Here is a 23,674-nt window from a genome sequence, read left to right as displayed (position 1 = left end):
GTATCAAATAGGAACTAAATTATGAGTAATCGGTGCACTTGGGCGGGTCCGGAACAGATATATCTAGATTATCACGACACCGATTGGGGTGTTCCCGAATATAACAGTCGTGCGTTGTGGGAAAAGCTGATCCTTGACGGGTTTCAAGCCGGGCTAAGTTGGCTCACGATCCTTAAAAAGCGAGATAACTTTCGCAGAGCCTTTGCTGGTTTTGATCCCAACATTATTGCCGCGTGGGGCGAAGATGATGTGCAGCGCTTGCTACAAGACAAGGGAATCATTCGCCACCGCGGCAAGATTGAGGCGACCATCACCAATGCCCGTGTCTGGCAAAAGATCGAACAACGGGTCGGCTTTGACACCTATTTATGGAACTATGTCGGGGGCACCCCCCAACTTAACCATTGGAAAGCGCAGGAAGATGTCCCGACGTTCTCGGACCTGTCCACCCAGATTTCAAAGGATCTAAAGAAAGAAGGCTTCAAGTTTTGTGGCCCCACAATTGTCTATGCGTTCATGGAAGCGACGGGGCTTATCAATAACCATTTGGTGACATGTCCAAGACACGCGGACGTGCAGCGCTTAGTGCGCGATTAATGCGTTGACTCCGGTCAGTACCTCTCTATAAGCCGCTCATTCATTGGTGTTGGTGGCCTCCGCAAGGGGATGCCTGTCGGGGTTCGCCCAAAGGACAACGCCCTTCATAGCCTGCAAAGGCACCCTAAGAAGGAGAACAGTCGTGACCAAACGTACGTCTGCCAAGCACAAAATTGACCGCCGCATGGGCGAAAACATCTGGGGCCGTCCAAAATCCCCAGTGAACCGCCGTGAATATGGCCCCGGCCAGCACGGTCAGCGCCGCAAAGGCAAATTGTCCGATTTCGGTATCCAGCTGCGCGCCAAACAGAAGCTGAAAGGCTACTACGGCGACCTGACCGAAAAGCAATTCCGCCGCATCTACGCCGAAGCTGAGCGTGTGGGTGGCGATACAGGTGAAAACTTGGTTGGTCTGCTTGAGCGTCGCCTTGACGCTGTTGTGTACCGCGCGAAGTTCGTAGCGACAGTATTTGCCGCTCGCCAATTCGTGAACCACGGCCATGTGAAAGTGAACGGCAAGAAGGTGAACATCCCGTCTTACCGCGTCAAAGAAGGCGACGTGATCGAAGTGCGTGACCGTTCCAAGCAATTGGCGGTTCTGCTGGAAGCGACACAATTGGCCGAGCGCGACGTTCCGGATTACATGGAAGTCGACCACTCCAAAATGACAGCGACATTCGTGCGCACACCTGCGTTGGGCGATGTGCCTTACCCGGTCATGATGGAACCCAACCTGGTTGTTGAATTCTACGCGAAAAACTAAGGGTTAACGCCCTCGTTTTTCAGAACCCAAGAATTTGGAAAAGCCGCTCTGAAAAGGGCGGCTTTTTTTGTTTTCGGCATGCTGTGTAGGTGAAAAAAATCTTGATAAATGAATTCTTTGCGGAGACTCTGGTAAGCCTTTCGCGTTAAGACCCTTCTACAAATCAATTGGAGATTGAGTAAGAATGAAGAAGATGAGTTTTGCGGCCGTTGCAACGGCCATGGTACTGTCAGCCTGCGTATCGCCGGAAGTTGTGCAGACGACTTCTGTGAACGACGAAAGCCTGACCTGTGAACAGATCAAGGTCCAATTGACACAACTTGAAGAAATCCGCACGGAAGCCGCCAAAGGCAAAACGGCATCAGGCAAAAACGTAGCGGCCGCTATTTTGTTTTGGCCTGCGGTCATCGGCAACTATTCCAACGCGCAACAGGCGCTGGAAGCCGCGAACAAACGCAATGAAGTATTGGTTGCTTTGGCGAATAAAAAACGCTGCAACTTCTGAGCTGTAAACGAGAATTTCGAAGAAAAGGCCGCTCTGGAAAGGGCGGCCCTTTTTGTTGGCAAGCCTGGCGGCCAAGTGGGACAAACCCATCCCTAATCTTCCATTGCGTGAATCCACACTTCAGCCTCAGGTTCATGGGGCGCCCGCGTGCCGTCCGTGACGGCCCCAAGCCTTTTTGCAACAGCCTGCGAACGCGCATTTTCCACATCAATGTAGCTGTATAGTTTATCTCGTCCCAGATCATCGCGGGCCCATTGCTTGACGGCCATCGCAGCTTCTGTGGCAAAGCCTTTTCCCTCTGCACCTTCAAACAGGTGCCATGCCAGTTCAACATCTGGCCAGTCAGAATGCTTGATCAAGCCCACGCGGCCAACCGGTTGCCCGGTCTGCTTTTCTTCAAGAGTAAAAAAGCCAAACCCGTGCCAGTGCCAATGACCAATGCTGATCAGAAACCCAAACCAAGCCTGTTCTGGTGTGATCGTTTCGCCCTGCGCTTTCATTGAAGGTGCGCTGGTCATAAAACGGGTGAACTCCGCCAGATCACTTTGTTTCGGCCCACGCATAACCAACCGTTGCGTTGTGAGCTTCGGAGCAGTCGAAAGATGTTTCATGCGTCGCCTTTGAATTTGCAGATTTGGGGTGTGGTCACGATCACTATACGGATCAATCGCGGATAGCCGAATGTAACACGTTAAGCTGGCCATCGCATTCTTGGATATGGGCGTGGGGTGGTTCGGCGAAATGTGTACCCGAACTGAATGGGGGGAGCGTGACTTTGAAAAGCGGCATTTCGCAAACATGGTTATCCAAAAGTTACGGTCTGAGCACAAACGTTAACAGCATTCAAAACCTAACAATCCGTTAGCCCTGCACCGCCAGACAAATTGTACAAAACTAGACCGCAATTGTACAAAACCCTCAAATTCGCCATTCGGGGCCACCAAAAAGGCAGGCAAATTGTACAATTCACCCGCCTTTTTGTACGTTTTTCTCGAAACAGCCCACCGCACGCTGCGTTAACCCCGCTGCGCGGTGGACGGCCTTTAGTTTAGTTCACAGGTTTTGCATCCTCGGCCGCGTCTTCGTCAGACACTTTTGGTTTCGCTTTTTCCGCCCCCAAAGCTTTGGACGTCAGACCCGCCAAACCGTTCTCCATCGACAGACCCAACTCGTCGCCGAGTTTCTTCAAGGCGGGCATCTGCACGGCCATCCCCATGATGGAATCAAGCGCTTGATTAACGACGGGTTTGTCGCCAGACGCGCCGCCAGCAGTTGCGCCCATGGCGCCACCCATGCCACCGATCTGGTGGATTTTGATGCTGTCGATTTTCTCGGCGGGTTTGACCATCTCTGCGACGATGCCAGGCATCGCTTCGAGGCGGGCCAGATCGACCTTCATCGCGATGAGCTCCTCGGACAGAGTGTTCTCTGCGTTGGTGATCGCCTGACGGCCCTCGGCCTCTGCCAGCAGATCGTCTTTCTTGGCTTTGGCTTTGATCGTGATGGCGTCCGCCTCGGCCTGCGCCTGTTCGCGCACAGCGTCCGCACGGTCTTGGGCCGCGTCCTTCTGGGCGGTCGCAGCAAGACGAATTTTGGTCGCCTCGCGTTCGGCTTCGCGCGCTGCTTCAATCAACGCAATCTGCTTCACACGCTCCGCTTCGGCCACTTCACGCGCTGTCACAACAGCCTCTTGCGCTTTGGTGGATTCAGCCCGTGCAAGGTCCGCTGACGCACGTGCGCGGCTTTCTTCCTCGGACTTCTGGTTGATGATAATTTGGCGTTCTTGTTCCGCCACTTCCAAATCACGGTCTTTGGCAATTTCAGCTGAGCGAATACTTTCCTCGCGTACAATCCGCGCCCGTTCTTTTTCTTGCTCGGCTTGTTCCTGACGCTGGCGGATCTCTGAATCCTGAGCTGCACGCAAGGTTTCAACCTCTTGGATTTGCGCGATTTGTGCTGCTTGTTCGTCACGTTCAATGTTCAGCTTTTGGCGTTCGCCTTCCATGGCAGCGCGGCGCACAGATACTTCCGCATCCGCATCAATCTGGGCGCGTTCCTTTTTGGATGTCGCAATAACTTCGGCCAGTTTGCGCATACCCACGGCGTTAAAGGCGTTGTTTTCGTCCAGATCGTCAAAGGGGGTTTGGTCCAAGGCCGTCAGCGATACAGATTCCAACTCTAGCCCGTTTTTCATCAAATCTTCCGATACCGCGTTCTGCACGTCTTGCACAAATTCGGCGCGGTTTTCGTGCAGCTCGTCCATGGTCATTTGCGCGGCCACAGCCCGCAAACCGTCAACCAGTTTGCCTTCGATCATTTCGCGCAATTGATCGACATAGAAGGTGCGGTCGCCCAGTGTTTGTGCTGCGCGTGAGATACCTTCGATCGACGCATTGACCGATACGTAGAACTCGACACCCACATCGACCCGCATCCGGTCTTTAGTGATCAAAGCGGCTTCTTTGTTGCGCTGAACTTCAAGACGCAGGGTCTTCATGTTCACAGGGCTGATTTCATGCAGCAATGGAATGACGATCGTACCGCCATCCATGATGACTTTCTTGCCGCCCTGACCTGTTTTAACCAGTGACACCTCACGCGTCGCACGGCGATACAGGCGTGCCATAATCAGACCGATAAGGACAAGAAACACCAGAATACTGGCAACGACGACGATGATAAGTTGGAACTGCATAAGCTCTCCCTCTGTTTCAATTGTAAATTTTATTCAGTGCGGCAGGCGCGCCATCAGGTGGCCTGCCGGTTGGTGCCCGTTGTACTACGTTAAGGGCACAAGGCGGTAGCCGTCATCGCGGGATTGGCGCATGACCAGCACTTCGGTGCCTTGCGTGATGGTCGCATCATTACGCAACGGTTCGGCGCGCAGATAGTGTGCGTTGCCATGTCCGTCCATCACGCGCACTTCGGCAGGTTTGCCGCGGGCTGCCGTGCCTTGGCTTACGATGCCACGACGGCGTCCCAGATGGCGGTTTGAGACTGCTGAGCTTTCGCTTTTCGGGATCAGCCGCGCGAAGACTTTTGCAAAGTTCTTGGCAGACCAGATGCCTGCAGCCGCTGCGGGAATGGCAACAGCCCATGGCGTAAGCAAAGTTCCGATAATGCCATCGGCGAAGGTTTGGATGACCAGTCCTGTCAGCCCGAAAGCCAACAAAGCGGCCGCAAACCATATCAGCGTTGGCACTTTGCTGATGCCAAGCCAGTCGGTAGAAGCAGTGGCGTCAGCGCCGCTGTCGTTGGCCGCATCAAGTTCGGCTTCCCAATTGCTGAAGTCGGAGGCGCTGAACTCGGCGTCCAAGTCGATGTCGGGACTTACGTCGAAGTCCACATCCAGATCGATATCCAGATCCGCATCCGTGTCTAACCCCAGCAATGATCCGCCAAACAGTACGGCCATCAACTCAAGCGCCAAAAGCCCGAACAGCAATGTCAAAGCGACTGTAAACGGCAGCAGGGCGGGATCTAGCAGTAATGTGGCCATCTGGGTCCTTTGATGATTTGTATACGACGGTATACTGAATATAGGCCTTCACAGCTTCGTTACAACCCTTGGTATGACATGTTGCGCATTTCATGCAGCTTGACCACAGACTATTCGCGCTTTTCTTGGCGGACGTGTGGCGGTATGTCTGGCGGGCAACAAAGGGGCAGATCATGGCTGTTATCACACCGCAACCGGGTATTATGGACATCAAGCTTTACGAAAGCGGTGCAGCCCATGTGGCGGGTGTGTCCAACGTGGTTAAGCTAAGTTCCAACGAAAACCCGCTGGGGCCTTCCGAGGCTGCGATCGAAGCCTTTCGGCGGGGCAGTTTTACATTGCATCGCTATCCCTCATCCGATCAGGCCGAATTGCGTACTGCGATTGCTGATGTTTGGGAATTGGACGCCGAGCGGGTGATATGCGGTGCGGGGTCTGATGAAATCATTACCTTTTTGTGTCAGGCCTTCGCAGGCCCCGGAGACGAGGTGATCCATACCGAACACGGCTTTGCCATGTACAAAATCAGTGCGTTGGCGGCGGGGGCAACCCCTGTAGAAGTCAAAGAAACAGAACGCGTCACAGATGTATCCGCTATTCTTGCGGCCTGCACAGACCGCACGAAGCTGGTGTTTTTGGCCAATCCAAACAACCCGACAGGAACAATGATCGGTTTGGCGGAACTGGAACGGCTTGCCGATGGTTTGCCGCCCCAAGCGCTTTTGGTGTTGGACGGGGCCTATGCGGAATACGTCGAAGGCTATGACGCAGGTGCATCCCTTGTTGAGGGCTGCGAAAATGTCGTGATGACACGCACGTTTTCCAAAATCTACGGGCTGGGCAGTTTGCGGGTTGGTTGGGGCTATGCGCCAAAGCCCATCATCGACGTGCTGAACCGTGTGCGTGGCCCTTTCAATCTAAGTCAGGCGGCCCAGGATGCGGCCATCGCCGCAGTGCGCGACACTGATTACCTGAACCACTGCCGCACCGAGAACGCCAAATGGCGGACGTGGTTGGCAAACGGATTGGCGGAAGTCGGCGTGCCCTCCGACACCAGCAACGCCAACTTTGTGTTGGCGCGTTTTGCAGATGCCGCCGAAGCCGAAGCTTGTGACGCACATTTGCAGGCTCAAGGGCTGCTTGTGCGCAAGGTTGCGGGCTATAAATTACCAGCGGCGCTGCGCATTACGGTCGGTGACGAAAGTGCGTGCCGCCAGATCGTGCATGCGGTCAAAACCTTCAAGGCAGAAGCGGAATGAGCGTAATGTACAACCGCGTGGCTTTGATCGGTTTGGGACTTATCGCGTCCTCAATGCATTGGGCGATGAAACGCGGTGGTTTGGCAGGCGAGGTCACCGGCTATGCCCGTTCCGAGGAAACACGCGAAACCGCGCGGCGTATCGGATTGTGCGACAGGGTGTGCGACAGCGCGGCAGAGGCCGTTGAAGGCGCGGATCTTGTGGTGCTTTGTGTGCCTGTTGGTGTGATGGGTGCCGTCGCAGCCGAAATTAAAGATGCGTTGGCTGCGGGTGCGACTGTGACTGATGTCGGGTCTGTTAAACGCGATGTTATTGCCGCCGTTGGCCCGCATATTCCCGAAAACGTGCATTTTATTCCCGGGCATCCTATGGCTGGAACGGAATACTCCGGCCCTGAATCTGGCTTTGCCGAGCTGTTTGATGATCGGTGGTGCTTTTTGGTGCCGGTTGAAGACACTTGCCCGGACGCGATCGCCAAGTTGCGCACCTATTGGGAGGGGCTTGGATCGAACGTCGAAGAAATGGATGCGGAGCATCACGATCTTGTCGTTGCAGTCACAAGTCATGCGCCCCACTTGATCGCCTACACGATGGTCGGCGTGGCAGATGATCTGCGACGTGTCACTGACAGTGAAGTCATCAAGTTTTCCGCTGGCGGCTTTCGCGACTTTACGCGTATCGCGGCAAGTGATCCGACGATGTGGCGTGATGTGTTCCTAACGAACAAAGACGCGACGCTGGAGATCCTCGGACGCTTCACTGAGGAATTGTTCGCGCTTCAACGCGCCATTCGCACCGGCGATGGAGACCATTTGTTCGACTATTTCACGCGCACCCGTGCCATTCGTCGCAGTATCATCGATGCAGGCCAAGACACAGACGCCCCGAACTTTGGGCGAACCGGGACACCCAAGTCATGAAGGGTTTGTTTGCGGCCGCTCTTGTTTTGACAGGCAGTGTGGCTGGTGTGTTGGCCAGTGCGCCCGAGGCGTCATTGCGTCCGGTGGGACGCGCTGGCACAGACGCAAGAAACCCCGTGAGCCTTGCGCAAACAGTGGCCTCCGCAGATGCGGCGCAAGCCGGTGTCAGGCAAACAGCATCCAGTCAGGGTGTGGTGATCCTGTCGTCTGCCGAGGCTCCGGGGCTGGGGCAATCCTTGCGACCGGAAGTGCGGTCGCAAGGGATCGTGCAAAAAGCTATGGCCAAGCGAAAGCAGCGCCGCAAAGGGGCTGTGTGCGGTGATCTGGACATTCAAGGTGAAGACGTGGGGCGCGTTCCGGGCAAACTGAATGGATGCGGGGTGAGCAATGCAGTGCGCGTGCGGTCCGTGGCCGGTGTCAGCCTTAGCCAAGGATCAGTGATGGATTGCGGCACAGCCAAAGCTCTGAAGTCATGGATCGTGAACGGGGCACGCCCTGCCATCGGATCCAAAGGGGGCGGATTGGCGCGTCTGAAGGTTGCAGCGCACTATGCGTGCCGTACGCGCAACAACAAGACCGGTGCGAAGATTTCTGAACACGGCAAGGGCCGCGCGATAGACATTTCGGGCTTTACGTTAAACGACGGCAGCACGATCACCGTTCTGAAGGGATGGCGCACACGCGGACAAAGCAAAGCGCTGCGTCAGATGCATCGCGCCGCATGTGGGCCTTTTGGTACAGTGCTTGGACCGGAAGCGGATCGCTACCATCAGGACCATTTCCATTTCGACACGGCGCGCTATCGCAGTGGACCTTATTGCCGCTGATCAACGCAGAATGATGCGTGGGGCAGGGCCGATGGGAATAATGCCCACCGACATGAACCCCGACCGGAAATTCAGTTGGACATCAAGGGCCGTGGGGTCACCTGACATCCGGGCCAACAGCCCCAAGCCTTCTTGGGCCTGAGTACGCAGTTGTGGTGGCAAAAGCCCTGCACCTTCTGCCAGATCCAGCATTGTTTGCCAATTTTCAGCCTGCAAATTCAATGTTCCTGTTGGCACACCCGTGTCGTCGACTTCAAGATCTGCGGCGGCGAACAGACGCAAATCACCCCATGCCGCTTCTGCCAGATCCAGTTTGATGACACGCGGCTGCGGGGCACGATTTTCCAACGCGCGCATGTCCCATGGGCGATCAAATGTGATGCTTGCGCCCAATTCCAATCGGTCAAATGACACAGGCCAATCGTCCGGAACCCGCAGTTCGTTGCGCATCGCCGACCCAAGGGTAAATCGGGGGGCCATAGCGAAAAATGTGTAGGTCTGGGGGGCATCGGGCGATTGCAACATCTGCATCGTTAAACGATCGGCTGCATAAAGTCCGCCGTTTGGCGTGGATATGTCCCATGCACCGGCATTGGCGGTCAGCCCCTCAAGCTCAAGAGACGTGCCGGGGTGCAGGCGTAAATCTGTATGCGCATTGGCGGCCGTTACGCTGGCTTTGGACTGCGGTGTGAAAAATTGCATGGGCGCGTCGGTGAAGGTCACTTTGACATCGCCGGGCCACCAAATTGGCGTGCTGATGGACATATGTGGAATGTTGACAGCCACACCACGTTCGGGATTGGCAATGGCGATGTCCGTTAACGCGCTTTCGATACGCAGCGGAAAGCCAGTGCTGTCGTGTGACAGGCTTTCGGCTTGCCATCCGAATCTTCGACGGTCTTCGAACCACGTCTCAATGGCGGTGCGCAAACCAAATGCGGCGACAGCCCACCAGACACACCACAGGATGAGCAACACAAGAACGGCCCACAGTAATTTGCGCATAAGCGCCCCTTTCGCTTTGTCCAGAATTCAGGTTTACCCAGCCCAAGGAAAAAGGACCAGCGCGATGACAATGTGGGTGTTCGGATACGGAAGCTTGTTGTGGAACCCGGGGTTTGAGGTGGCAGAACAGGTGATTGGGCAACTTGACGGGTATGCACGGTCGTTTTGCATGCGCTCCATTCACCACCGCGGCACCGAAGAGGAGCCGGGTTTGGTCTTGGCATTGGACGAAGCATCAGATGTGTCCTGCCAAGGGGTGGCTTTGGCCGTCGCGTCTGGACAGGAGGCGGAGACGCTGGCCTATTTACGCGAGCGCGAGCTGATTTCATCGGCGTATCTGGAAAAGAACCTGACAGTGCGCTTGGCAGACGGGCGTGATGTGATGGCAGTGACCTATGTTATTGACGAAAGCCACGATCAGTATTGCGGCGGGATGCCCTTGGAAGAGCAGGCGCATATTATTGCAAAAGCTGTCGGTGGACGCGGCCCCAACACCGAATATCTGTATAATACAGCGGATCATTTGACACAAATCGGGCTGCACGACCCGGACCTTGCATGGCTGACGGAACGCGTAAGGGTGCTCAGCGCATAAATCCTTGGCGCATACTGTGTTTTTTCGTTAACCTGAGCACCAAGAGCAGAACAAACAGGTCAGAAACGAGACGCCCATGGCGCAAACAGGCCACCAGGTCCGACCCCAATTTTCGCAACCCGTCCGGCAGATCACTACGATGTTGCTGGTTTTGGGGCTGTGCGGTGTAGGCGCATTCTTTGCTGCCCCTCGCGTATTGCCCGTTTTTCAAGCCAACCCTTACCTGAACGGGTTCATCGTCTTTGTCTTTCTCATCGGGGTTCTTGCGTGTTTTTGGCAAGTTTTGCAGCTGATTGGATCCGTGCGCTGGATTGAGGCATTTGTCAGCGAAGACATGGATGAAGACATCAAGGCGCCACAGCTTTTGGCGCCGTTGGCTACGTTATTGCGTGCGCGGGGCGCGCGTATGCAGGTCAGTTCTGCCTCAACCAGTTCGATCCTGGAATCTGTCGCAACACGCATTGACGAAGCCCGCGAGATCACGCGCTATATCGTTAACCTTCTGATTTTCTTGGGGCTGTTGGGGACGTTCTACGGTTTGGCAACGACGGTACCGGCGCTTGTGGACACCATTCGCAGTCTCGCACCACAGGAAGGCGAAGCCGGGGTCGAGGTTTTCGGGCGCTTGATGAACGGCCTTGAAAGTCAGCTCAGCGGCATGGGCGTGGCATTTGCATCGTCCCTTTTGGGCCTCGCCGGATCGCTTGTTGTGGGGCTCTTGGAATTGTTTGCGGGTCACGGCCAGAACCGGTTTTACCGCGAACTTGAAGAATGGCTCAGCACGATCACGCGGGTCGGCTTTACATCCGGTGAAGAAGCCACCGCAGATCAAGTTGCGATGGCAGGGGTGCTGGATCACATGGCCGAACAGATGGAAGCTTTGCAACAGATGTTCACGCAGTCTGACGTCAGCCGGTCCATGGTGGATGAACGGCTGGGCACGCTGGCGACATCCATTGAGAACATGACCCATCAGATGCAGCACGGTGATGCTGAAAATTCTGCATTAGAGCGCGTGGCCGCAGGCCAAGAGCGATTGATCGCCCACCTCGAAACGCAAGGCACAGGCGACGGGATCGACGCAGAAAGCCGGATGCGACTGCGGTCTATCGATGTTCAGATGCTGCGCATTCTGGAAGAGATTTCCGCGGGTCGGCAAGAAAGCATGGCGGCGCTGCATGCAGACATCAGCGCATTGGCACAAGCATTGTCGCAACCCAAAGGGCAGGCGAGACGCTTGACCAAGGGGTCAAACGCTAAGGGACAAGATTAACGATGGCCCTCTCGCGTCGCACAGGAGCAAGGTTTCAGGCCTCGATCTGGCCGGGCTTTGTGGATGCGATGACGGGTTTGTTGTTGGTTTTGATGTTTGTGTTGACCATTTTCATGGTGGTGCAATTTGTCTTGCGTGAAACCATATCGGGGCAGGAATCCGAACTGAACACACTGGCGGGCGAAGTCGCGGCATTGGCGCAGGCGCTTGGGTTGGAGGAGCAACGCAGCGCCGGTTTGGAAACGCGGCTTTCGGGGCTGAACGACACGCTTTCCGATGCGCAGGTGCAACTTGCGGAACAGTCCAGCATCATCGCAACTTTGACGTCCGAACGCGATGCGCAGTCTGCAGCATTGGCTGCAGCGGAAGCAGAAATAACGGGTTTCGAAGCGCAAGTGGCCGGGTTGCTTGCGCAACGGGACGCGGCACGCGTGAACGTAAGCGAACTTGAAGCCCGTGAGGCAGAGTTGTTGAGCGAACAAGAGGCCCTAAATTTGGCTTTGGCGTCATTGCGAGGAGAGGTCGACAGTCAGAACGAACAGGCCCGCTTGGCTGCGGCGCAAGCTGATGCAATGCAGGCCTTGATTGCTGATTTACAATCTGAGAAATCCGACGCCACCCAACGCATCGAACAGTTAAATTCAGACTTGGCAGCCGCGCAGGATAGCGTGTCAGCACAAGAACAAGCCCGGCTGTTGGAAGCGGCTGCCGCCGAAGCGCTTAGGGCACGCTTGGCCAACGCGGATGCTGAACTGACTGCGATGACCTTGGCATTGGAAGAACAACGCAAGCAGGCCGAAGACACTTTGACATTGTTGGCGGCTGCACGCGCGACCGGTGATGCGCTGGACGCCGAACTGGCAGATGCTTTAAGCCGGATTTCGATCTTGCAAGAGGTGGAAGGCACGTTGTCCGAAACGCAAAAATCTGCGGCCCAATTGGCACAAGACAACGCCGATTTGATGGTTGAACTGGACCAGATGCGCCAAGCACTGTCCGCCGCCGAACAAGCGATCGATGCTGGAAACGAAGATGTCAGCACCTTGCGCACCCGGTTGGCGGCAGCTGAAACACAGTTAGCGTCGGGGCGCGATGAAGCCGTATCTTTGCAAGACCAGTTGGCCCGAGCATTGGCTGAAAAGCAGGCCGCAAACGCGCAAACCGCGAGCACACAAACAGAAATAGATCGCCGCGAAGTCCTGTTGAAAGCGGCGCAAGACGCGCTGACCGTAGAAAAAGAAACAACACGCGCGGCCCAGCAACAGTCCTTGGAGGCACAACGCCAAACCGAGTTGTTGAACCAGCAAGTTGCGGCATTGCGCACCCAATTGGGTGATCTTCAAGCCCTTTTGGACGATGCCGTGGTGCGCGACGCCGCCAAAGACGTGCAAATTCAATCGTTGGCCAGTCAGGTGAACACCGCGTTGGCGCGTGCTTTGGCGCAAGAAACCCGTGCGCGGGCCTTGGAAGAAGAGGACCGCAAACGTCTGGAGGCAGAGGCACAAGATCTCGAAAAATATCGGTCTGAATTTTTTGGACGGCTGCGAGATTTGCTTGGAAATCAAGAAGGCATTCGCATCGAAGGGGACCGATTTGTCTTTTCGTCCGAAGTGCTATTCCCGCCGGGTGGGGCGGATTTGTCAGTTGAAGGTCAGGCAGAGATTGCCAAAGTTGCGAGTATTTTGCGCAGCATTGCAAACGACATTCCCGCCGGGATTGATTGGGTCATTCGCGTTGATGGCCACACTGACAATGTACCGCTTCTTGGCACAGGGGAATTTGCAGACAACTGGGAACTTAGCCAAGCGCGCGCGTTGTCTGTTGTGAAATACATGGTCAATTTCCTTGGCATTCCACCCAGTCGTCTGGCCGCCAACGGGTTTGGCCAACACCAGCCGGTGAATTTGGCTGATACGGCGGCTGCACGGGCACAAAACCGCCGGATCGAGCTGAAATTCACTGAAAAATGAGTTTATTTTAGCGTGACGTAGCCATTTTGCCCGCTGATGACCTGTCCATCCCTGATCAACAGTGCTGTGCCTGTGTATTTACCGCTGGGCCAGCTTTCACCGTTCAATCGTTTGCCTGCTGCTTGAAAATATTGCGCTTTGTTTTTTTCAATTGTCGTTGTGTGGTCCGTGATATTGCCGTTGGGGCCCTTGATCACCAACCTAAGCTGATCGCCTTTTTGCAATCCAAAACCGAAGCCAAACACAACCAAGGCCGGAGCATCTAGTGGCAATACGCCCTTTGCAGCACGGCCCGATTTAACGTCTTTGTAATCAGGCACCCTATCGGCGAAACCCGCATAGATCATGCCCCCAGGCTGGTAGTTTAAAGGTGTTTTCCAAAGTGTTTCCTTGTCCGGAGCGTTGCATTGTACAACTCCGTCGGGATCAAATGGATCAACGACTTTGCCGTTTTTGCGCACCGAAAGATGAACATGGGGAAATTGCGTGCGGCCACTTAGACCGACTTCACCCAAAGCTGCGCCAGCTTGAACCGTCTGCCCTTTGCGTACCACAATCGATCCCTTTTTCAGATGGCAATACTGGGTTTCCCACCCATCTGAATGTTCGATGACCACGCCGTTCCCACATTCCCGACCCGCAACGCTTTCTGCGTTTGCGTCTGTTTTTAACTGATCTTTAATGGAGTTACGCAATCGAACCACCGTGCCGGGTGCGGCAGCAACGACGTTCACTCCGTCGCGCATTTGGCGCAGGGTCCGAAGGGCAAAATCTGTGCCCTTGTGGTTGTTATAGCTGAGCGGTGCGCATCGGTAGTCTTTTGCATTCTTGGTGGGATCATGGTCGACATACTGCTGTATGAAGCAGTCTTCCCCAAGCGTGCAGTCAATGGGTTGTTGTAGTTGAATGGTCTGCGCCGCAGCAGGTGCCGCGGCGCAAAATAGCAAAGCCGATATGATATCCTTAAAGGTCACTCAGCTGTCAGAAGGGGCGGTTTGTCACCGGAAATACGCGGCTTTTCAGGGCCTTCGATCCGCAAATCCAATTCGCCGCTTTTGACGCCAACTTTCACCACGCCGCCTTTGGCCAATTTGCCAAACAGCAGTTCTTCGGCCAGCGGCTTTTTGATGTGTTCCTGAATAACACGACCCAAGGGGCGTGCCCCCATTTTGTCGTCATATCCTTTGTCTCCAAGCCATTCGGCCGCTGCACGGGTCAGTTCAATGGTAACATTGCGGTCCATCAATTGCGCTTCCAGTTGCAGCACGAATTTCTCGACAACTTGCGCGATGATAGATTTACCCAATGGTGCAAAGCTGATCACAGCGTCCAGACGGTTGCGGAATTCCGGCGTAAATGTCCGTTCGATCGCAGCGGTGTCTTCGCCCTGACGACGTTCACGGCCAAATCCGATGGCTTCTTTGGCTTGTTCGGCAGCACCCGCATTGGAGGTCATGATCAGAACAACATTCCGGAAATCAACAGTGCGTCCATTGTGATCTGTCAGTTTGCCGTGATCCATGACTTGCAGCAAAATGTTGTACACATCAGGATGTGCCTTTTCCATCTCGTCCAACAGCAATACGCAATGCGGATGCTGATCAACACCGTCCGTCAGCATGCCGCCTTGATCAAAGCCCACGTATCCAGGGGGCGCACCGATCAAACGCGATACCGCGTGCTTTTCCATGTACTCTGACATATCGAACCGCAAAAGTTCCACACCCAACGTATCAGCCAATTGTTTTGCAACTTCGGTTTTACCAACGCCGGTGGGGCCTGCGAACAGATAGTTGCCGATTGGTTTTTCGGGTTCACGCAGCCCGGCCCGTGCCAGTTTAATAGCAGAGCTGAGCGCCTCGATGGCTTTGTCCTGACCGAACACTACACGTTTCAGAGAAGCTTCGAGATCTTTCAACACAACAGCATCGTCTTTGGTGACGTTTTTGGGCGGAATGCGCGCGATTTTCGCGACGACGGATTCGATTTCCTTCGTTCCGATGGTTTTACGACGTTTCGCGGCCTGAACCAAATGTTGCGCAGCACCGGCTTCATCAATCACGTCAATAGCTGAATCGGGCAATTTGCGGTCGTTGATATAGCGCGATGCAAGTTCTACCGATGTTTTGATCGCATCAGCTGTATATTTGACCGCGTGGTGGTCTTCAAAATAGGGCTTGAGCCCCTTTAGAATTTTGACCGCATCTTCGACTGAAGGCTCGTTCACGTCGATCTTCTGGAAACGACGCGCCAACGCACGGTCTTTTTCAAAATGCTGACGGAATTCTTTGTAAGTTGTGGACCCCATGGTGCGCAATTTGCCACCTGCCAAAGCAGGTTTAAGCAAATTGGACGCGTCCATTGCGCCGCCAGAGGTTGCTCCGGCGCCGATCACAGTGTGGATTTCATCGATAAACAGCACTGCATCGTCGTGATCTTCCAGTTCCGTCACAACGGCCTTCAGGCGTTCTTCGAAATCACCGCGGTACCGCGTACCGGCCAACAAAGCACCCATATCGAGGGAGAAAATCGTCGTTTCAGACAAAACCTCGGGTGTTTCGTTAGCTACGATTTTACGGGCCAACCCTTCTGCAATCGCCGTTTTGCCGACGCCTGGGTCACCGACCAAAAGCGGGTTGTTCTTGCGGCGGCGACATAGAACCTGAATGCACCGCTCGACTTCGCTGTCGCGCCCGATCAGCGGATCGATGTCGCCTTCACGGGATTTGGCGTTCAGATCAACGCAGTATTTTTCAAGAGCGCTGTCTTTCTTTTCGCCCTCGGTCACCCCTTGGGCTTCTTCTTCGACTTCAGGTGCACCGGACACTGGACGTGCTTCGCCAAAGGCAGGGTCTTTGGCCACGCCATGTGCGATAAAGTTAACAGCATCGTAGCGTGTCATGTCCTGTTCTTGCAGGAAGTAAGCCGCGTTGCTTTCGCGTTCGGCAAAGATGGCGACCAACACGTTGGCGCCGGTCACTTCCGTGCGGCCGGACGACTGCACATGGATAGCGGCGCGTTGGATCACGCGTTGGAATGCTGCCGTTGGCACGGCTTCTGATCCGTCGATGTCCGTGACGAGATTGGAAAGATCTTCATCCACGAACTCCGACAAGGTATCGCGCAGTTCTGACACATCGACCGAACAGGCCTGCATCACGCGTTTGGCGTCGGGTTCATCTATTAAGGCCAGCAGCAGATGCTCTAGCGTTGCGAATTCATGGTGACGATCATTGGCCAGCGCGAGGGCGGCATGTATCGCCTTTTCAAGTGTTGTCGAAAATGAAGGCACGGGCGTGCTCCTGTCGATCGAGGTCATCGGAGGCGCGGAACCATATCACGCGTCTTCAACAACCATGGCCTCATAGTATTAGAGTTTGGTTTATCAGCGCCCAGCTTCAAGCTCTAATTTAAACAAAACGGTCACAATTTTCGTTATTGGGCAGAAAAAGCCAATATTTTAACTTCAAAATCTGTCTTTGCGTGCGCGAATTTCTTTAAAAACCTCAGCGGGGCGTGCGCCTGCCATGCCGAGTTGGGTTTGTATTTCGGGATCTGATGCACGCAAAAACGGGTTGGTGTCCAATTCCAGTTGCAAAGTGGACGGGACCGTTGGGCTGCCGTTTGCCCGCATTGCATCAATTTCCCGAACCCGAGACACCAGCGCGGGGTTGGAGGGATCAATCGTCAGCGCAAACTTGGCATTGGACTGTGTGTATTCATGACCGGAATAGACAATGGTGTCCGATGGCAACGTCATCAATTTGCTAAGGCTTTCCCACATTTGCTCTGGTGTGCCTTCAAACAGGCGCCCGCATCCCAATGCCATCAGACTGTCGGCGGTGAAAACGGCATGTGCGGCGGGCAGATGCAGTGCGATGTGCCCGATTGTATGCCCCGACACGTCAATGACGTGAACGTCATGGCCTGCGAAAGAAAAGGTTTCGCCTTCGGTCAATGCCAGATCCAAAGCTGGCAAACGGTGCGCATCATCGGCGGCACCAATAACCTGTGCCGAGTGGTCGGCCAGAAGATCCGCCAACCCGTCAACATGGTCCCAATGGTGGTGGGTCAGCCAGACCTGGGTCAATGTCCAGCCTTTGGCGGACAGTTCCGCCTTCAATGGGGCTGCGTCGGGAACATCAACGATCGCGGTTTCGCCAGTGCTGGCATCGTGCAGAATGAAGGCATAGTTGTCCGCCAGACAGGGGACAGTGATAATTTCGAGACCCATGGTCATTTTCCTTCAGATTGCTAAGTTAGCCCAAGCTTGACCCAACTGAACCGGAGCCGCAATGCACCTTGATGTGCAAGACCTGCGCAATTTCTACTATCGCAGTCCTTTGGGACGCGCGGCGCAGGCATCTTTGCGGGGCCGGATGTTGGAGCTTTGGCCAGAAGCCAAAGGGCAGACAGTTGTGGGGTACGGTTTCGCGGCACCGTTGTTGCGGCCCTATCTCAAGGATGCGCGACGTGTGCTGGCCTTGATGCCGGGGCCGCAGGGTGTGATGCCATGGCCTGCCGGACTGCCCAATGTGTCCGTTTTGACAGAAGAAACGCTTTGGCCAATTGAGACGGGGCATGTTGACAAGCTTGTTGTTTTGCACGGGCTTGAGACGTCCGAGCTGGCGTTTGATTTGCTGGAAGAGTGCTGGCGGGTGCTGGGGCCGGGGGGCAAGGCGTTGTTTATTGTGCCCAACCGCGCTGGCCTTTGGTCGCGCCGTGATCGCACCCCGTTCGGATTTGGGCGGCCCTATTCAGCAAGCCAGTTGGAGACCCAGTTGCGCAAGCACCAATTTCTGCCGGAACGACATATGAGCGCATTGTATCAAATGCCCTCGGCACGCCGCATCTGGATGAAGTCCGGACGCGTGTTCGAAAAATTTGGCCAAACTATGCCGGGTATCATGGCGGGTGGCGCCTTGATGGTTGAAGCGTCAAAGCTGGTCTATCCGCCAAAAGGCAAAGTGACACGCACCCGGCGGCGCATCAGCGTGCTAGAGGGTTTGGGGCAACCTGTTCCAAATCCCGACAGTCTAATGCGGTGAAAATACCCCGGTGTGTTCACAAATGAAGGCATGTGCGGGCATCGGGGACTGGATCGGACGCGCACCGATGCATCCTATACCCGACCAAGTGTCGCATGGTGCACCTATATCGGGAAAATAGCGCGACATCCTTGGGTTTTGATGGCCGAGGGCATGGCGAAGCGGGACAAAAATTTGCGACAGGTTTGCCTGGATGCGACGGATTCGAGGCCATAATTCCCCAAAAAATGAACGCTTGTACCATAAAAATGCAGGCGCACTTGGTCGCACCTTCGCCAAGCCTTTGTAATTGTTAACAAACCCTCAAAAAGGGAGTGTGCACTGCCCTGTTGCGGGGTGAGGATACCTCTGCTACATCCGCCCTGATTTTGTCGTCACGTTATGTTGTGCACGACACCAACCCCCTACGTCGCGCGGCAATAAGCGCAATGTGGGGCCAAGACATCGGAAGGGTGGACGTGTCAGAACCAGTTTCCATTTCCACAGGTATCGCGTTGCGTTACGCAACTGCGGTGTTTGATCTGGCCAAAGAAGGCAAAAAGATCAAAGCCATCGAAACAGACCTCGCGGCGCTAAGCGGTGTAATGGCAGACAGCGGCGACTTTAACGCCCTGATCCATTCTCCGATTTACACACGCGACGAACAGGGGGTGGCGATTACAGCCATCGCCAAGAAAATGAAACTTTCCCCAATCATGGCAAACACGCTGGCTTTGATGGCCACCAAGCGTCGTTTGTTCGTGGTGCCGCAACTGGTCGCATCGCTGCGGGCTTTGATTGCCGACGACAAGGGCGAAGTGACAGCAGACGTGGCCAGCGCCAAGGCTCTGACCAAAGGCCAGGCCGATGCGCTTGCCAAGACGTTGAAAGCCCAAATGGGCAAAGACGTGACGATTAACGCGACCGTGGATGAAAGCCTCATCGGCGGTCTTGTTGTTAAAGTGGGTTCGAAAATGATCGACACGTCGATCCGTTCGAAGCTGAACTCCCTCCAGAATGCAATGAAAGAGGTCGGATAATGGGTATCCAAGCAGCAGAAATTTCTGCGATTCTAAAAGACCAGATCAAGAACTTTGGTCAAGAAGCAGAAGTGGCCGAAGTTGGTCGCGTTTTGTCCGTTGGTGACGGTATCGCCCGTGTTTATGGTCTGGACAATGTCCAAGCCGGTGAGATGGTTGAATTCCCCGGTGGCATTCAGGGCATGGCCTTGAACCTCGAAGCCGACAACGTCGGTGTGGTTATCTTCGGCTCTGACCGCGACATCAAAGAGGGTGACACAGTCAAGCGCACCAACTCTATCGTGGACGTTCCGGTGGGCGACGAATTGCTGGGCCGCGTTGTTGACGGCTTGGGCAACCCAATTGACGGCAAAGGTCCGATCAAAACGACCAAACGCCAAGTGGCTGACGTGAAAGCGCCGGGCATTATCCCACGTAAATCCGTACACGAACCGATGGCGACTGGCCTGAAATCTGTCGACGCGATGATCCCGATTGGCCGTGGCCAGCGCGAATTGATCATTGGTGACCGTCAGACTGGTAAAACAGCTGTGGCTCTGGATGCGATCCTGAACCAGAAATCCTACAATGAGGCCGCACGCGACGACGAGTACAAGAAACTGTACTGTGTTTATGTTGCGATCGGCCAAAAGCGTTCCACAGTGGCGCAGTTGGTGAAAAAGCTCGAAGAAACAGGCGCGATTGAATATTCCATCGTGGTTGCGGCGACAGCGTCCGATCCAGCCCCAATGCAGTTCTTGGCCCCATACGCCGCGACATCCATGGCGGAGCACTTCCGCGACAATGGCCGTCACGCGTTGATCATCTATGATGATTTGTCCAAGCAGGCCGTGTCTTACCGCCAGATGTCCTTGCTTTTGCGTCGCCCACCTGGCCGTGAAGCCTATCCTGGTGACGTTTTCTATCTTCACTCTCGTTTGCTTGAGCGTTCTGCGAAATTGGGCGATGCGTCCGGCAACGGCTCTTTGACGGCTCTGCCGATCATTGAAACCCAAGGCGGCGACGTGTCTGCGTTTATTCCGACAAACGTGATTTCGATCACAGACGGTCAGATCTTCTTGGAAACAGAATTGTTCTACCAAGGCATCCGCCCAGCTGTGAACACAGGTCTGTCCGTTTCCCGTGTTGGATCTTCGGCGCAAACCAAGGCGATGTCGTCTGTCGCGGGTCCGGTGAAACTGTCGCTTGCGCAGTATCGCGAAATGGCGGCCTTCGCGCAGTTCGGGTCTGACTTGGATGCCTCCACGCAAGCCTTGCTGAACCGTGGTGCACGTTTGACTGAGTTGATGAAGCAGCCACAATATGCGCCGCTGACCAACGCGGAAATCGTATGCGTGATCTTTGCAGGCACAAACGGCTACCTCGACAAGATCGACGTGTCCGACGTTGGCCGCTTTGAGGCCGCAATGCTGAAGCACCTGCGCACCAACAACGCGGATTTGCTGGCAGACATCACAGACAACGATCGTAAGGTTAAAGACGACCTTGCGGACGCAATGAAAGCAGCGCTCGACGCATTCGCCGCTGATTTCGCTTAAGGAGCCAAGGTAAATGGCAAACCTTAAGGACCTTAAAAACAGGATCACAAGCGTGAAAAACACGCGGAAGATCACAAAGGCCATGCAAATGGTTGCCGCGGCGAAGCTTCGCCGCGCGCAGGAAGCGGCTGAGCAATCGCGCCCCTACACGACGCGTTTTAACGCGGTGATGGGCGGTTTGGCCGCTTCTGTTGGTGGATCAGACAGTGCACCGAAATTGTTGTCCGGTACGGGCAGCGACCAAGTGCAGTTGCTGGTTGTCATGACGTCTGAACGTGGGCTTTGCGGTGGGTTTAACACCAACATCGTGAAGCTGGCCAAAAAGCATGCAAGTGAATTGCAAGCCGCTGGCAAGACTGTCAAAATTCTGACCGTGGGCAAAAAAGGCCGCGATCAGATGAAACGTGATTTCGGTGATACATTCATCGGCCATGTGGACCTGACAGACGTGAAACGCGTTGGATATGTGGATGCCCAAGGCATCGCCAAGGACGTGTTGGGCCGCTTTGATGCGGGTGAGTTTGACGTTGCCACGATCTTCTATGCGAAGTTCGTGAACGTGGTCAGCCAGATCCCAACGGCGCAGCAGGTTATTCCAGCTTCATTTGAAGCCACGGAAGACGCCGGCGACGCAACGCTTTATGACTACGAGCCCAGCGAAGAGGCCATTTTGGCTGACTTGCTGCCCCGTGGTGTGGCGACTGCCATTTTCAGCGCGTTGCTGGAAAACGGTGCGTCCGAACAGGGTGCGCGGATGTCTGCAATGGACAACGCGACACGCAACGCAGGCGAGATGATCGACAAACTGACCATCCAATACAACCGCTCGCGTCAGGCCGTGATCACCAACGAGCTGATTGAAATCATTTCGGGCGCGGAAGCGCTCTAGAGAGAACCGGAGAAACACGACATGGCTAACGTCGGAAAAATCACCCAAGTCATCGGCGCCGTCGTCGACGTGCAGTTTGAGGATGCTCTGCCAGAGATCCTGAACGCCTTGGAAACAGACAACAACGGCAAGAAACTGATCCTCGAAGTGGCTCAGCACCTTGGCGAAAACACAGTGCGTACCATTGCGATGGACGCCTCTGAAGGTCTTGTGCGCGGTGCGCCCGTGTCCGACACAGGCAAGCCAATTCAGGTGCCAGTGGGCAACGGCACATTGGGCCGCATCCTGAACGTGACAGGCGATCCTGTTGACGAACAGGGCCCTGTTGACGCGCAAGAAACGCGTTCCATCCACGGCGACGCGCCTGCCTTTGACCAGCAGTCCACAGCGACTGAAATCCTGACAACAGGTATTAAGGTTATCGACCTTTTGGCCCCCTACACCAAGGGTGGTAAAATTGGTCTGTTCGGTGGTGCCGGCGTTGGCAAAACCGTTCTGATCATGGAACTGATCAACAACATCGCGAAGGTGCACTCTGGTGTGTCCGTGTTCGCGGGTGTTGGTGAACGTACGCGTGAGGGCAACGACCTTTACCACGAAATGATCGAATCCAACGTTATCGTGCCTGACAACTTGCCAGAGTCGAAAATTGCACTGGTATACGGTCAGATGAACGAACCTCCCGGTGCGCGTATGCGTGTTGCTTTGACCGGTCTGTCCCTCGCGGAACAGTTCCGTGATGACACAGGTTCCGACGTTTTGTTCTTTGTGGACAACATCTTCCGCTTCACACAAGCCGGTTCCGAAGTGTCCGCTTTGTTGGGTCGTATCCCATCTGCGGTTGGCTACCAGCCCACATTGGCGACAGACATGGGCCAGATGCAGGAACGTATTTCCTCCACGAAAAACGGTTCCATTACATCTGTTCAAGCGGTTTACGTGCCTGCGGATGACCTTACTGACCCGGCTCCAGCGACATCCTTTGCGCACCTCGACGCGACAACGGTTCTGGATCGTTCGATCTCTGAAAAAGGCATCTACCCGGCTGTTGACCCACTTGGTTCAACATCGCGTTTGCTTGATCCACTGATCATCGGTGAAGAGCACTACAAGGTTGCAACAGACGTTCAGCAAATCTTGCAGCGTTACAAATCCTTGCAGGACATCATCGCGATTTTGGGCATGGACGAATTGTCAGAAGAAGACAAATTGACCGTGGCCCGTGCGCGTAAGATCGAACGCTTCTTGTCCCAGCCTTTCGACGTTGCAAAAGTATTTACTGGCGCAGACGGCAAACAGGTTCAGCTGGAAGACACGATTTCGTCGTTCAAAGCTGTTGTGGCTGGCGAATATGATCACCTTCCCGAAGGCGCCTTCTACATGGTTGGCGGCATCGACGAAGTGATTGCAAAAGCCGAGAAAATGGCCGCAGACGCAGCCTAAGTCACGCAAGTAGGAGGTCTGACAAATGGCAGACACGATGCAATTTGAACTGGTATCGCCCGAGCGGTTGTTGGCCTCTGTGCAAGCATCCGCTGTGCAAATCCCGGGCGCAGATGGCGACATGACGGCAATGCCCGATCATGCGCCAACCATCACCACGCTGCGCCCTGGTGTGCTGCGTGTTGAAGGTCCAGAGGGCACAACAGAATATGTTGTGACCGGTGGTTTTGCGGAAATCGGTGCGGGTGGCGTTTCGGTTTTGGCGGAACGCGCGGTGCCCAAAGCAGAGATGACGCAAGAAGAAATGGCAAACATGGTTGAAGAAGCAAAAACTGCTTATTCGACGGCCAAGGAATTCTTCGAAAATGAACCGGGCCCTGTAGACGACGCAGCCAAGCTGTTGTCCGATATGGTCGCTATGGGAGAAGACATCGGCTTGAACGCCCGCTAAGGCTGGTTTTTACGCCACAGACTTTGAAAAAGGCCCCGGGTGACCGTGGCCTTTTTTGTTTTTGACAAGAGTG

Annotated in this window: 22 protein-coding genes; 15 read left to right on the top strand and 7 right to left on the bottom strand. The window is 54.8% G+C overall.

The genetic code is table 11. The features are described 5' to 3' along the window. Window positions 1-21 precede the first annotated feature (21 nt). The 3 genes from ABJL60_RS12970 (at window position 22) to ABJL60_RS12960 (ending at window position 1,865) form a co-directional block, all read left to right on the top strand. Entirely contained in the window at window positions 22-597 is a 576-nt protein-coding gene (locus ABJL60_RS12970; protein ID WP_348288467.1) for a DNA-3-methyladenine glycosylase I, read from the top strand. 142 nt (window positions 598-739) lie between these two features. Continuing rightward, entirely contained in the window at window positions 740-1,360 is a 621-nt protein-coding gene (gene rpsD, locus ABJL60_RS12965; RefSeq protein ID WP_108827354.1) for a 30S ribosomal protein S4, read from the top strand. 184 nt (window positions 1,361-1,544) lie between these two features. Next, window positions 1,545-1,865, top strand: coding sequence for a hypothetical protein (locus ABJL60_RS12960; protein ID WP_348288464.1), 321 nt, complete (start codon window positions 1,545-1,547; stop codon window positions 1,863-1,865). Between the two features lie 92 nt (window positions 1,866-1,957). On the opposite strand, the gene ABJL60_RS12955 is transcribed toward ABJL60_RS12960, so the two are convergent. The 3 genes from ABJL60_RS12955 to ABJL60_RS12945 form a co-directional block, all read right to left on the bottom strand. Continuing rightward, entirely contained in the window at window positions 1,958-2,476 is a 519-nt protein-coding gene (locus tag ABJL60_RS12955; RefSeq protein ID WP_348375864.1) for a GNAT family N-acetyltransferase, read from the bottom strand. Between the two features lie 437 nt (window positions 2,477-2,913). Further along, window positions 2,914-4,560, bottom strand: coding sequence for a flotillin domain-containing protein (locus ABJL60_RS12950; protein WP_348288460.1), 1,647 nt, complete (start codon window positions 4,558-4,560; stop codon window positions 2,914-2,916). 84 nt (window positions 4,561-4,644) lie between these two features. Next, a complete protein-coding gene (locus tag ABJL60_RS12945; RefSeq protein ID WP_348375863.1) occupies window positions 4,645-5,364 on the bottom strand; it encodes an OB-fold-containig protein in 720 nt (239 codons plus the stop codon). Window positions 5,365-5,537: 173 nt separating this feature from the next. Between ABJL60_RS12945 and hisC the strand changes: the two genes are divergently transcribed. The 3 genes from hisC to ABJL60_RS12930 are packed head-to-tail and all read left to right on the top strand — an operon-like array spanning window position 5,538 to window position 8,370. Beyond that, the gene (gene hisC / locus ABJL60_RS12940; RefSeq protein ID WP_348288456.1) at window positions 5,538-6,623 is read left to right on the top strand and encodes a histidinol-phosphate transaminase; all 1,086 of its coding nucleotides are present in this window, start codon (window positions 5,538-5,540) and stop codon (window positions 6,621-6,623) included. Next, the gene (locus tag ABJL60_RS12935; RefSeq protein WP_348375862.1) at window positions 6,620-7,543 is read left to right on the top strand and encodes a prephenate/arogenate dehydrogenase family protein; all 924 of its coding nucleotides are present in this window, start codon (window positions 6,620-6,622) and stop codon (window positions 7,541-7,543) included. Before hisC ends, ABJL60_RS12935 begins: the two co-directional genes overlap by 4 nt. Continuing rightward, window positions 7,540-8,370, top strand: coding sequence for an extensin family protein (locus tag ABJL60_RS12930; RefSeq protein WP_348375861.1), 831 nt, complete (start codon window positions 7,540-7,542; stop codon window positions 8,368-8,370). The genes ABJL60_RS12935 and ABJL60_RS12930 overlap by 4 nt, the downstream gene beginning before the upstream one ends. On the opposite strand, the gene ABJL60_RS12925 is transcribed toward ABJL60_RS12930, so the two are convergent. Next, the gene (locus ABJL60_RS12925; RefSeq protein ID WP_348375860.1) at window positions 8,371-9,375 is read right to left on the bottom strand and encodes a DUF2125 domain-containing protein; all 1,005 of its coding nucleotides are present in this window, start codon (window positions 9,373-9,375) and stop codon (window positions 8,371-8,373) included. 64 nt (window positions 9,376-9,439) lie between these two features. Here ABJL60_RS12925 and ABJL60_RS12920 point away from each other — a divergent pair, with 64 nt between their 5' ends. The 3 genes from ABJL60_RS12920 to ABJL60_RS12910 all read left to right on the top strand — a co-directional run bounded on the left by ABJL60_RS12920 (window position 9,440) and on the right by ABJL60_RS12910 (window position 13,213). Next, window positions 9,440-9,970, top strand: coding sequence for a gamma-glutamylcyclotransferase (locus tag ABJL60_RS12920; RefSeq protein ID WP_348375859.1), 531 nt, complete (start codon window positions 9,440-9,442; stop codon window positions 9,968-9,970). A gap of 76 nt (window positions 9,971-10,046) precedes the next feature. Next, a complete protein-coding gene (locus ABJL60_RS12915) occupies window positions 10,047-11,243 on the top strand; it encodes a biopolymer transporter ExbB (protein WP_348375858.1) in 1,197 nt (398 codons plus the stop codon). A 2-nt stretch (window positions 11,244-11,245) separates the two neighbouring features. Continuing rightward, on the top strand, window positions 11,246-13,213 hold the full coding sequence (locus ABJL60_RS12910; protein ID WP_348375857.1) for a peptidoglycan -binding protein: 1,968 nt from the start codon (window positions 11,246-11,248) through the stop codon (window positions 13,211-13,213). Between the two features lie 2 nt (window positions 13,214-13,215). On the opposite strand, the gene ABJL60_RS12905 is transcribed toward ABJL60_RS12910, so the two are convergent. From ABJL60_RS12905 to gloB, 3 genes are all read right to left on the bottom strand, one after another. Next, the gene (locus tag ABJL60_RS12905; protein WP_348375856.1) at window positions 13,216-14,187 is read right to left on the bottom strand and encodes a M23 family metallopeptidase; all 972 of its coding nucleotides are present in this window, start codon (window positions 14,185-14,187) and stop codon (window positions 13,216-13,218) included. Then, the gene (clpA, locus tag ABJL60_RS12900; RefSeq protein WP_348288441.1) at window positions 14,184-16,505 is read right to left on the bottom strand and encodes an ATP-dependent Clp protease ATP-binding subunit ClpA; all 2,322 of its coding nucleotides are present in this window, start codon (window positions 16,503-16,505) and stop codon (window positions 14,184-14,186) included. The genes ABJL60_RS12905 and clpA overlap by 4 nt, the downstream gene beginning before the upstream one ends. A gap of 174 nt (window positions 16,506-16,679) precedes the next feature. Next, entirely contained in the window at window positions 16,680-17,447 is a 768-nt protein-coding gene (gene gloB, locus ABJL60_RS12895; protein ID WP_348375855.1) for a hydroxyacylglutathione hydrolase, read from the bottom strand. Window positions 17,448-17,508: 61 nt separating this feature from the next. Here gloB and ABJL60_RS12890 point away from each other — a divergent pair, with 61 nt between their 5' ends. The 6 genes from ABJL60_RS12890 to ABJL60_RS12865 all read left to right on the top strand — a co-directional run bounded on the left by ABJL60_RS12890 (window position 17,509) and on the right by ABJL60_RS12865 (window position 23,601). Beyond that, a complete protein-coding gene (locus ABJL60_RS12890; RefSeq protein WP_108827367.1) occupies window positions 17,509-18,261 on the top strand; it encodes a hypothetical protein in 753 nt (250 codons plus the stop codon). Window positions 18,262-18,719: 458 nt separating this feature from the next. Further along, window positions 18,720-19,280 (top strand): F0F1 ATP synthase subunit delta, encoded by a 561-nt coding sequence (locus ABJL60_RS12885; RefSeq protein ID WP_348288437.1) that lies wholly within the window; start codon window positions 18,720-18,722, stop codon window positions 19,278-19,280. Then, window positions 19,280-20,818: a F0F1 ATP synthase subunit alpha gene (gene atpA / locus ABJL60_RS12880; protein ID WP_348375854.1), complete on the top strand. Its 1,539-nt coding sequence runs from the start codon at window positions 19,280-19,282 to the stop codon at window positions 20,816-20,818. Before ABJL60_RS12885 ends, atpA begins: the two co-directional genes overlap by 1 nt. A 13-nt stretch (window positions 20,819-20,831) precedes the next feature. After that, window positions 20,832-21,707, top strand: coding sequence for a F0F1 ATP synthase subunit gamma (locus ABJL60_RS12875; protein ID WP_348375853.1), 876 nt, complete (start codon window positions 20,832-20,834; stop codon window positions 21,705-21,707). A 21-nt stretch (window positions 21,708-21,728) separates the two neighbouring features. Further along, window positions 21,729-23,150 (top strand): F0F1 ATP synthase subunit beta, encoded by a 1,422-nt coding sequence (gene atpD, locus ABJL60_RS12870; RefSeq protein ID WP_348288431.1) that lies wholly within the window; start codon window positions 21,729-21,731, stop codon window positions 23,148-23,150. A gap of 25 nt (window positions 23,151-23,175) precedes the next feature. Beyond that, complete coding sequence (locus ABJL60_RS12865; RefSeq protein ID WP_108827371.1) at window positions 23,176-23,601, top strand: F0F1 ATP synthase subunit epsilon; 426 nt, start codon at window positions 23,176-23,178, stop codon at window positions 23,599-23,601. The last annotated feature ends 73 nt before the right edge of the window (window positions 23,602-23,674 follow it).

Origin of the sequence: Ascidiaceihabitans sp., from assembly GCF_039986515.1 — a bacterium.
Lineage (GTDB): Bacteria > Pseudomonadota > Alphaproteobacteria > Rhodobacterales > Rhodobacteraceae > Ascidiaceihabitans.
The sequence above is the reverse complement of the archived record's forward strand: the minus strand, read 5'-3'. Positions and strand labels throughout refer to the sequence as shown.

Bases quoted from the DNA above. Each gene is read 5' to 3' on its own strand.
- hisC (WP_348288456.1), top strand. From the start codon at position 5,538: ATGGCTGTTATCACACCGCAACCGGGTATTATGGACATCAAGCTTTAC.
- ABJL60_RS12960 (WP_348288464.1), top strand. From the start codon at position 1,545: ATGAAGAAGATGAGTTTTGCGGCCGTTGCAACGGCCATGGTACTGTCA.
- ABJL60_RS12970 (WP_348288467.1), top strand. From the start codon at position 22: ATGAGTAATCGGTGCACTTGGGCGGGTCCGGAACAGATATATCTAGAT.
- ABJL60_RS12865 (WP_108827371.1), top strand. From the start codon at position 23,176: ATGGCAGACACGATGCAATTTGAACTGGTATCGCCCGAGCGGTTGTTG.
- ABJL60_RS12920 (WP_348375859.1), top strand. From the start codon at position 9,440: ATGACAATGTGGGTGTTCGGATACGGAAGCTTGTTGTGGAACCCGGGG.
- ABJL60_RS12955 (WP_348375864.1), bottom strand. From the start codon at position 2,476: ATGAAACATCTTTCGACTGCTCCGAAGCTCACAACGCAACGGTTGGTT.
- atpD (WP_348288431.1), top strand. From the start codon at position 21,729: ATGGCTAACGTCGGAAAAATCACCCAAGTCATCGGCGCCGTCGTCGAC.
- ABJL60_RS12950 (WP_348288460.1), bottom strand. From the start codon at position 4,560: ATGCAGTTCCAACTTATCATCGTCGTCGTTGCCAGTATTCTGGTGTTT.
- gloB (WP_348375855.1), bottom strand. From the start codon at position 17,447: ATGGGTCTCGAAATTATCACTGTCCCCTGTCTGGCGGACAACTATGCC.
- ABJL60_RS12925 (WP_348375860.1), bottom strand. From the start codon at position 9,375: ATGCGCAAATTACTGTGGGCCGTTCTTGTGTTGCTCATCCTGTGGTGT.
- ABJL60_RS12945 (WP_348375863.1), bottom strand. From the start codon at position 5,364: ATGGCCACATTACTGCTAGATCCCGCCCTGCTGCCGTTTACAGTCGCT.
- ABJL60_RS12935 (WP_348375862.1), top strand. From the start codon at position 6,620: ATGAGCGTAATGTACAACCGCGTGGCTTTGATCGGTTTGGGACTTATC.
- ABJL60_RS12890 (WP_108827367.1), top strand. From the start codon at position 17,509: ATGCACCTTGATGTGCAAGACCTGCGCAATTTCTACTATCGCAGTCCT.
- ABJL60_RS12930 (WP_348375861.1), top strand. From the start codon at position 7,540: ATGAAGGGTTTGTTTGCGGCCGCTCTTGTTTTGACAGGCAGTGTGGCT.
- ABJL60_RS12915 (WP_348375858.1), top strand. From the start codon at position 10,047: ATGGCGCAAACAGGCCACCAGGTCCGACCCCAATTTTCGCAACCCGTC.
- ABJL60_RS12875 (WP_348375853.1), top strand. From the start codon at position 20,832: ATGGCAAACCTTAAGGACCTTAAAAACAGGATCACAAGCGTGAAAAAC.
- ABJL60_RS12910 (WP_348375857.1), top strand. From the start codon at position 11,246: ATGGCCCTCTCGCGTCGCACAGGAGCAAGGTTTCAGGCCTCGATCTGG.
- atpA (WP_348375854.1), top strand. From the start codon at position 19,280: ATGGGTATCCAAGCAGCAGAAATTTCTGCGATTCTAAAAGACCAGATC.